This is a genomic window from Bradyrhizobium oropedii (assembly GCF_020889685.1).
Classification (GTDB): Bacteria; Pseudomonadota; Alphaproteobacteria; order Rhizobiales; family Xanthobacteraceae; genus Bradyrhizobium; species Bradyrhizobium oropedii.
Window position 1 is genome coordinate 1 of the sequence record NZ_JACMYO010000289.1, and the last position, 7,560, is coordinate 7,560.

The 7,560-nt window shown below is 64.1% G+C and carries 10 protein-coding genes; 5 read left to right on the forward strand and 5 right to left on the reverse strand.

All coding sequences use genetic code 11. The annotated features are described in order from the left end of the window. Together H8A95_RS40450 and H8A95_RS40455 are read right to left on the reverse strand one after the other, a co-directional pair. Window positions 1–525, reverse strand: a 525-nt coding sequence (locus H8A95_RS40450) for a thiamine pyrophosphate-binding protein (protein ID WP_249796411.1), incomplete at its 3' end; no start/stop codon positions are given. A gap of 82 nt (window positions 526–607) precedes the next feature. Beyond that, entirely contained in the window at window positions 608–1,591 is a 984-nt protein-coding gene (locus H8A95_RS40455; RefSeq protein WP_229188104.1) for an alpha/beta fold hydrolase, read from the reverse strand. A 367-nt stretch (window positions 1,592–1,958) separates the two neighbouring features. Here H8A95_RS40455 and H8A95_RS40460 point away from each other — a divergent pair, with 367 nt between their 5' ends. Continuing rightward, a complete protein-coding gene (locus H8A95_RS40460; RefSeq protein ID WP_167350153.1) occupies window positions 1,959–2,135 on the forward strand; it encodes a hypothetical protein in 177 nt (58 codons plus the stop codon). A 96-nt stretch (window positions 2,136–2,231) separates the two neighbouring features. On the opposite strand, the gene H8A95_RS40465 is transcribed toward H8A95_RS40460, so the two are convergent. After that, window positions 2,232–2,786: a tetratricopeptide repeat protein gene (locus H8A95_RS40465; RefSeq protein WP_229188105.1), complete on the reverse strand. Its 555-nt coding sequence runs from the start codon at window positions 2,784–2,786 to the stop codon at window positions 2,232–2,234. 212 nt (window positions 2,787–2,998) lie between these two features. Next, window positions 2,999–3,124: a type B 50S ribosomal protein L36 gene (ykgO, locus tag H8A95_RS40470; protein WP_002718645.1), complete on the reverse strand. Its 126-nt coding sequence runs from the start codon at window positions 3,122–3,124 to the stop codon at window positions 2,999–3,001. 470 nt (window positions 3,125–3,594) lie between these two features. Between ykgO and H8A95_RS40475 the strand changes: the two genes are divergently transcribed. The 4 genes from H8A95_RS40475 to H8A95_RS40490 all read left to right on the forward strand — a co-directional run bounded on the left by H8A95_RS40475 (window position 3,595) and on the right by H8A95_RS40490 (window position 6,753). Next, entirely contained in the window at window positions 3,595–4,479 is an 885-nt protein-coding gene (locus tag H8A95_RS40475; protein ID WP_163152990.1) for an amidohydrolase family protein, read from the forward strand. 182 nt (window positions 4,480–4,661) lie between these two features. Continuing rightward, a complete protein-coding gene (locus tag H8A95_RS40480) occupies window positions 4,662–5,504 on the forward strand; it encodes a dienelactone hydrolase family protein (protein ID WP_229188106.1) in 843 nt (280 codons plus the stop codon). Continuing rightward, complete coding sequence (locus H8A95_RS40485; RefSeq protein ID WP_229188107.1) at window positions 5,501–6,244, forward strand: haloacid dehalogenase type II; 744 nt, start codon at window positions 5,501–5,503, stop codon at window positions 6,242–6,244. Before H8A95_RS40480 ends, H8A95_RS40485 begins: the two co-directional genes overlap by 4 nt. Window positions 6,245–6,261: 17 nt before the next feature. Next, window positions 6,262–6,753 (forward strand): YbaK/EbsC family protein, encoded by a 492-nt coding sequence (locus tag H8A95_RS40490; protein ID WP_229188108.1) that lies wholly within the window; start codon window positions 6,262–6,264, stop codon window positions 6,751–6,753. Here the strand turns inward: H8A95_RS40490 and H8A95_RS44620 are convergent. Further along, window positions 6,750–7,385, reverse strand: coding sequence for a hypothetical protein (locus H8A95_RS44620; RefSeq protein ID WP_420839530.1), 636 nt, complete (start codon window positions 7,383–7,385; stop codon window positions 6,750–6,752). The two genes, H8A95_RS40490 and H8A95_RS44620, sit on opposite strands and share 4 nt — an antisense overlap. Window positions 7,386–7,560: the final 175 nt, after the last annotated feature.

The window sequence follows — 7,560 nt, forward strand, 5'->3', positions numbered from 1 at the left end:
CGCGATGTCGCGCTTCGGCGCCGGCCGCATCGCGACGTCGCCCGGCAGCACCAGAACCGCCACGCCGCGCTTGCCGACCGCTGCCCGGATCGCATTCTCCAGCATGTACGGCAGTTGCGCCGGATCGGACACCAGCTCGCAATAATGGCTGCATTCGCGGAACAGGTCCTGCGGATGGGTCTCCTGGAAATAGCCGCCGCCGATTTCAGCGGAGGGAATCTGTGCCGCGATCGCCAGCACCGGCGTGCGGCTGCGATGCGCGTCGAACAGGCCGTTGATGAGATGCAGATTGCCCGGGCCGCAGGAGCCCGCGCACACCGCAAGATCGCCCGTGATCTGGGATTCGGCGGCGGCGGCGAAGGCCGCCACCTCCTCGTGGCGCACGTGCAGCCAGTCGATCGTGCAGCGCTTGCGCAAGGCCTCGGTCAGGCCGTTGAGACTGTCGCCGACGACACCGTAGATGCGCTTCACGCCGGCCTGGGCAAGGGTTTCAGCGATGAGGTCGGCGATGTTGTCGATCCGCATGAGAGGTGTCCTTTGATGAAATCGGAGAACCGCGCGGGCCGCATGATGTTCGGCGCGATGGAGCCGCGCAAGCCTTACCGGATCACAGATTCGCGGGCGCGGTCTTGTCCATTGTTGCCGTCGGCTGGACCAACCTGTCGGCCATCGCCTCGATCTCGGATGCCACGAGATCGGACGCGACGTACTGCATCATGTGGCCAACACCCGGCAGCACGATGAGCTTGGCATTCGGCGCCGTGGCCGCGAGCGGCCGCGAATGGATGCCGGTCGAGACCGTCTTGTCGACGTCACCCGAAATGATCGTGACCGGCGCCTTGATCTCCGCGTAGCGCGGAGCCTGTTCGACGACGGCGGCTTTCAGCGTCACGAGGTCGCGCGCATTGGCGATGAACTCGCGCGGGCGCAACAGCAGCAACGTCTCGCTGTCGCGGACAAAATCGGCCGGCATCGGCTGCGGCGCGAACACGCCACGCGCACCCGAATTGGCGACGAGGAGACCGAGCGGCAGCGTGATCGTGTGCGCGAGCAACGGTCCGATCAGCGGCGTCGAGATCACGTCATTGTAGCGGCCGGCGCCACCGCGCCACGGATAGGCGACGGGGGCGAGCAGCACGAGGCCCGCGACGCGATCGGGATGATCGAGCGCAATGCGCAGGGCGAGCGCGCCGGCCCAGGAATGCGCCACCACGATCGCCCGGTCGACGCCGATTTTGGTCAGCGCCTCCACGATCATCTCGCACTGGACCGCGGGGGTCGAATCCGCGACGCGCTTGCGCGTGCTCCAGCCATGGCCCGGCCGGTCGATCAGGATCACCCGGCGCGTCTTGGCGAGCTCGACGCCGAGCGGCTGCATCGCCCGGAGGTTGGAGCTTGCGCCATGCAGCATCACGATCGGCAGCCCTGCGGCATCGCGCGGGCCGAGCTCGACCACGTGCAGCCGCGCGCCCGCCGCCTCGATCATGCGGCCCTGAGGCCGACAAGCGCGCTGGATCAGCTGGACGCCGAGCTGTGTCGCCAGCGCCAGCGCCAGCCCTGCGGCCACCAGCGCGATGATCGCGGTCAACATCGAGGGGGTCCGAAAGGTCTTGGGTATCCGGAGGATCTTGGCCACCCGAAAATTACGAGGTAGCCGAAGTCAGGTTTCGCCCGATACCGGATTTGGCCCTTGCCCGGGCATGCTCTTGTTCGGAAAGCCAATTGTCGATTTTCCGGCTCGCGCCCTGGCGCGGAGTTGTCCACAGTGCGCCCAGCCTGTGGATAGCGGGTTCATACCTGCGTCATTAGTAATTTCATAGATTGCCGGTGGCAATTTCGCCATCAGACGCGAGGCTTCATCGAAACCGGGACGCTACCGGATTTCTGGGTTGTACACGAGATTCACGGGAACCCGCGTCCGCACGACGAGTTCAACGGGAAGTAATCGGAGGAGTACCATGATTTCCGACCCTAGCGATGCGGCCATCGACCAGATCGTGGCGAGCTGCAACGGCGACCTGCGCGGCGCCCTGAAGGCACTGTTGCTCGTGAATGAGCACCTGGAGGCGGAGCTTCAGCAATTCTATGCTGCCATCGCCCAGGACAGCGCCTCCCGCGGCAAGTTCCTGCACTAGTCCCCTCGATCGGACCGTATCGCGAGCAAGCCTTGGCTCGCGAGCCACGTGCCCTCTCGCGTCCATCGGACCGCGATCGCGATCAATCGCATGCAATCAGATGTCGCGGCCCTCGACCTTCTCGGTCAGCTGCTTGACGATCTGCGGCACCTTCTCGAGGTAGGGATCGACCGCCAGCGCCTTGCGGAAGGCGTCCAGCGCACGTTTTTCGTCGCCCATGTCCTGCATGATCATACCGACACCGGCCAGCGCGCCGAAATGGCGGGGCTCGCGGGTCAGCACCTGCTGCAGGTCTCCCAGCGAGCGGACATAGTCGTTCTTGAGGTAGTAGATCGTTGCGCGCCGGTTCCAGGCCTCGACATAGTCGGGCCGCAGCTTGATCACCGCATCCAGAAGCTTCAGCGCGACATCGACATTCTGGGCATCGAGCGCGGCCTTGGCGCGCACCATCAGGAGTGCCGCGGTATCGCTCGGGGTTTGCAGCCAGAGCGCCCAGATCCGCGCCTCGACATGACGGGCGCTGTCCTCATCGGGCGCGGCCTTCAGAGCACCGAACAGGAAATCCAGCCCGCGGGTGCGGTCGGCCGGAACCTTCGGCAGCTTGGTCGGAGCTTCCGGCAGCTTTTTCTGGGCCTTGGGCGGGGGGACCACCCGCGGATCGTCCTGCGCGCGGCCGCGACAGGCAAAGTCAAAATAGGTCCGGCCAGAAGCGCAGCGATCAGGATCGCCAGCCGGCGGTGGGTAGGCCAAAGGAAATTCAATCCCATGGCCGAAGTCTAGACGCACAAAGCCGCACTGCAAAGCAGCGCGGCGTCAAAGACCTGTGAAGGATGGATCGGAATCAGCCGCCGATCCGTGCTCAATCAACCCTGGCGCGCCTTGAAGCGGCGCTGGACCTTGTTGATCACGTAGACGCGGCCCTTGCGGCGGACCAGACGGTTGTTGCGATGGCGGCCGCGCAGCGACTTCAACGAGTTACGGACCTTCATGGGACAATCCTGTTACTTCGAAAGGCCCGTGTTGGAGGCCGTACCTGATCAATGCCGAAAGGTGGCAAAATGGGATTTATCCCGACAAGCGGCCTGCCGCCCGGGACGGCCGGGGTTCTAAGCCATCCGACCGTTAAATGTCAACCGAGACGGGCCGAATTTCGGGCATATCGCGGCCAGGAACCTGCACCGATCGACCCGCCAGGATATTGAGATCGCTCCGGAAACGGTGATTGTGGCGCTGATCCGTAGCAGGGTCCCGCCGCGCTGTCGCGCCCGGATGATGGTTTCATCGCCGGCGAATCGTCCTCGCGGTCCCCGCTGTGAACCCCGTCCGTGACCAAACGGAGCCTCGCCGCCGAATGGCGCCGCGCGCCTTTCAGGTGCCTTCAGCGCCAGATCGCTTGCGAAGATCGTTATATAGTATAATTATTTTCCATCACCAACAAACGCTCCGCCGGGGAAGCCGAATGCCCAAGCTCAAACTGCCCGACATCGAAAAGGTCGTCGCGATCGACATCCACACCCACGCCGAGGAGCCATGCGGCATGCATGGCGACGACGGCTATGACGATTTCCAGGCGCAGATGGCCGACTATTTCAAGTCGCCGCACAAGCATCCGCCGACCGTGCCGGAGACCGCGGCCTACTACCGGTCCAAGAACATCGCCGCGGTGATCTTCCCGGTCGATGCCGAACGCGAGACCGGCTTCCGCCGCTACAACAATCTCGAGATGCTCGAGGTCGCCTCCGATCATCTCGACGTGCTGATCCCGTTCGTCTCGATCGATCCGCACAAGGGCAAGCTCGGCGTCCGCGAGGCGCGCAAGCTGATCGAGGAGTACGGCGTCCGCGGCTTCAAATTCCATCCGACCATGCAGGGCTTCTACGCCAACGACCGCATGGCCTATCCGCTCTATGAAGCGATCAACGAAGGCGGCGCGATCGCGCTGTTCCACACCGGCCAGACCGGCGTCGGCTCGGGCATGCCCGGCGGCATGGGGATGCGGCTGAAATACTCCAACCCGATGTACATGGACGACGTCGCGGCAGACTTTCCCGACCTCAAGATCATCCTCGCGCATCCCTCCTTCCCCTGGCAGGAAGAGGCGCTGTCGGTCGCGACCCACAAGCCGAACGTCTATATCGACCTGTCCGGCTGGTCGCCGAAATACTTCCCGCCGATCCTGGTGCGCTACATCAACTCGATCCTGCAGGACAAGATGCTGTTCGGCTCCGACTGGCCTGTCATCACACCTGACCGCTGGCTCGCCGACTTCGCCAAGCTCGACATCCGCGAGGAGATCCGCCCCAAGGTGCTGAAGGCCAACGCGCGGAAGATTTTGGGGATCTGAAGATTTTGGGTATCTAGAGCAGGATCCGGAAAAGTGGAAACCGGTTTTCCCTCGCGACAAACGCAGAACGCGCGTTTGCGCGAAGATCATGCTCAAACAACGAGATGGATCATGATGCGATTCCGCGGAAGCGCATCGTGATCTAACGGAGTATCATCGGCGGCAAGCTTCGGAGGTGGTTCATGACGAACTTCACCGGACTTGCCGCCCCTCTCGCAGCGCTCATCCTCTGGGCTACAGGCGCGCCGCCTGCGCCGGCGGCCGAAATTGCGCCGCGCCTCGTCGAATTCGAAAGCCCGCTGGCGGGACCGCAAGCGTTGCAGGGTTACCTGCGATTGCCGGATGGTCCCGGTCCCTCGCCCGCGGTTGTGCTGCTGCACGGCTGCGGCGGCGACTGGCGGGGAATCGACGAGCGCTGGGGCAAGCGGCTAGCCGAGTGGGGCTATGTCGCGCTGACGATCGACCGCTTCGGAACACGCGGCATCACCAGTGCCTGCACCGGCGGACTGCCGCTGTCGACGTTGTATGATGCGTATCGCGCGCTGAACTATCTTGTCGGACAGCCGTCGGTCGACCCAAGCCGGGTGGCGGTCCTGGGATTTTCCCAGGGCGCGACGCTGGCGCTGCTCGCGGTCGAACGCGGTCAGATCGAACGTTCCTCGAAGGACAAATTCCGCGCTGCGATCGGCTTTTATCCGCCGTGCGGCGGGGTCAAGGGCAGCATGACGGTGCCGACGCTGATCCTGATCGGCGAGCTCGACGACTGGGCGCCCGCGAACGCGTGCCGCAGCCTTGCCGAGGGCCGTGACGACTGGGGCATGGCGCGCGACAAGGACAACGGGATTCCGATCGCGATCACCGTCTATCCCGGCGCCTACCACGATTTCGACGTACCGTCTTTCCACACGCCGCAGATGCTGCTCGGTCATCACGTCGAATTCAATGAGGCGGCACGGGATCAATCCGTCGACGCACTCAGAAAATTCCTGTATTCGACGATCGGCGGGCAAGAGAGACCACGATGACAATCAAAGCAATCGTCTTCGACGCCTACGGCACGCTCTATGACGTCCAGTCGGTGGCCGAAATCACCGAGGATGCGTTCCCCGGCTATGGCGACATCATCACGCAGGTCTGGCGCATCAAGCAGCTCGAATATTCCTGGCTGCGCTCGCTGATGCGGCGCTACCAGGATTTCGCCGCCGTCACCCGCGACTCCCTCGCCTACACGCTGCGCTGCCTCGGCCTGCAATATGACGAGGCGACCTTTGCCCGCATCGTCGACAAGTATCGGCATCTTGCGCTGTATCCGGATGCGGTCGCCGCGCTCGAGGCGATGAAGGACAAGAAGCTCGCGATCCTCTCCAACGGCAGCCCTGACATGCTGAACGCGCTGGTGCGCAATTCGGGGCTCGACCGCCTGCTCGATGCGACCATCAGCGTCGATGCTCACAAGGTGTTCAAGCCGGCGCCCGAGGCCTACACGCTGATCGAGCAGGTGCTGAAAATGCCGCCCGCGGAGGTGCTGTTCATCTCCTCCAATCCGTGGGACGCCTGCGGCGCCAAGGCGTTTGGACTCAATGTCGCCTGGATCGAACGGGTGACGCCGGAGGCGATGGCGCTGGCCTGCGTCGAAAGCGAAACGATCGCCCCATTGACGATGTTCAAGGCGCTGCGTACCCAGATGGACGAGCTCGGCGTCGTGCCCGATCACCGGATCCACGGCCTCTCCGAACTTCCTGCCCTGGTGTCTGCCAGATCCTAAGCAAGGGTCCTGAATATATGAGTCTCGCCTCCGTCCGCGCCTTCTTCGCCGAGAAGGCGCCCGAAATCTCCGTGATCGAATCCGCTGTGAGCTCCGCGACCGTCGTGCTGGCGGCGGAGGCCTACGGCGTCGAGCCGGCGCGGATCGCCAAGACGCTGAGCCTGCGGGTCGGCGACCGCGTGGTGCTGATCGTCGCCGCCGGCACGTCGCGAATGGACAACAAGAAGGTGAAGGCGGCGTTCGGCGGCAAGCCGAAGATGCTCGGCCTCGACGAGGTTGCCGACATCACCGGCCACGAAGTCGGCGGCGTCTGCCCGTTCGGGCTGAAGACGCCGCTGCCGGTCTATTGCGACGTGTCGCTGAAGGCATTCGACATCGTTGTGCCGGCAGCCGGCTCGACCCACAGCGCGGTGCGCATCACGCCCGACAGGATGGCGGAGCTGACCGCCGCCGAATGGGTCGATGTCTGCGAAGTCAGGTCCCAGACAGAAGTCAGTCCTGCGCCCTAGTCTTCGTCATCATAGGGCGACGGCCGCGGCGGCGCGATCGGAGCCGGCTGCACGTGCTGCGGCGCGCGCGGCCGCTGCATCGTCTGCGGTTGGGGTGCGCGCCCCTGCGTCTGCGCCTGTTGTTGCGCATTCGACTCGAATACCGCACGGCAGGCGCTGCCAAGCAGCGCCGTGTTCTCACGCAGGCAGGCGACGATCCGGTTGGTGTCGGGAATCTGATCGCTGCACAGCCGCATCACATCAGGCGTGCACGCCATCTGCTGTTCCCATGTTCCGCGATATTCCTGCGACGACGCAGGCGCCGCAGCGCCAAGACCGCCGATCGCGATCGCTAAGCTCAGCACAATCCGCTGCGTCTGCATGCCCAGTGCCCTTGTTCGATTTGAATTGATCCGCGCACGCGCAAGTTCCGCGCGGCGATTTGCCTCAACCTCGCAAATGAATGCGGCCAAGGATCGTTCTTGCAGACAACAAAATGTGAAGATGAACCGGCCGAAGTTCCCTGTTCGACCTTGTCGATCGTCTTCACCGCCGCGATCAAGCGCACGCTGTCGTCTGCAACAAATCTTGAGGGCTCCGGCGCGCACAAAATCAGCGACCGGATCGCCGGCGGTCTCGCAGGTCTTGACCACAAGCGTCCCGCTTACCGCATCCGACGCGGCCTGACCGACGCGGAAGATCAGGCCTTGCGGATCATGCTCAGTGCTTGCGCGCCGCCTTGCGTGTCTTTCCGACGGACCGCTTCCCGGCCGCGCCGCGCTTGGTCGCGGTCTTCTTGGTTGCCGCCGCGCGGCGGACCGGAGCGGC

Coding starts and splice junctions, on each gene's coding strand:
- H8A95_RS40455 (WP_229188104.1), bottom strand. CDS start 1,591: ATGTTGACCGCGATCATCGCGCTGGTGGCCGCAGGGCTGGCGCTGGCG.
- H8A95_RS40460 (WP_167350153.1), top strand. CDS start 1,959: ATGATTTCCGACCCTAGCGATGCGGCCATCGACCAGATCGTGGCGAGC.
- ykgO (WP_002718645.1), bottom strand. CDS start 3,124: ATGAAGGTCCGTAACTCGTTGAAGTCGCTGCGCGGCCGCCATCGCAAC.
- H8A95_RS40475 (WP_163152990.1), top strand. CDS start 3,595: ATGCCCAAGCTCAAACTGCCCGACATCGAAAAGGTCGTCGCGATCGAC.
- H8A95_RS40480 (WP_229188106.1), top strand. CDS start 4,662: ATGACGAACTTCACCGGACTTGCCGCCCCTCTCGCAGCGCTCATCCTC.
- H8A95_RS40485 (WP_229188107.1), top strand. CDS start 5,501: ATGACAATCAAAGCAATCGTCTTCGACGCCTACGGCACGCTCTATGAC.
- H8A95_RS40490 (WP_229188108.1), top strand. CDS start 6,262: ATGAGTCTCGCCTCCGTCCGCGCCTTCTTCGCCGAGAAGGCGCCCGAA.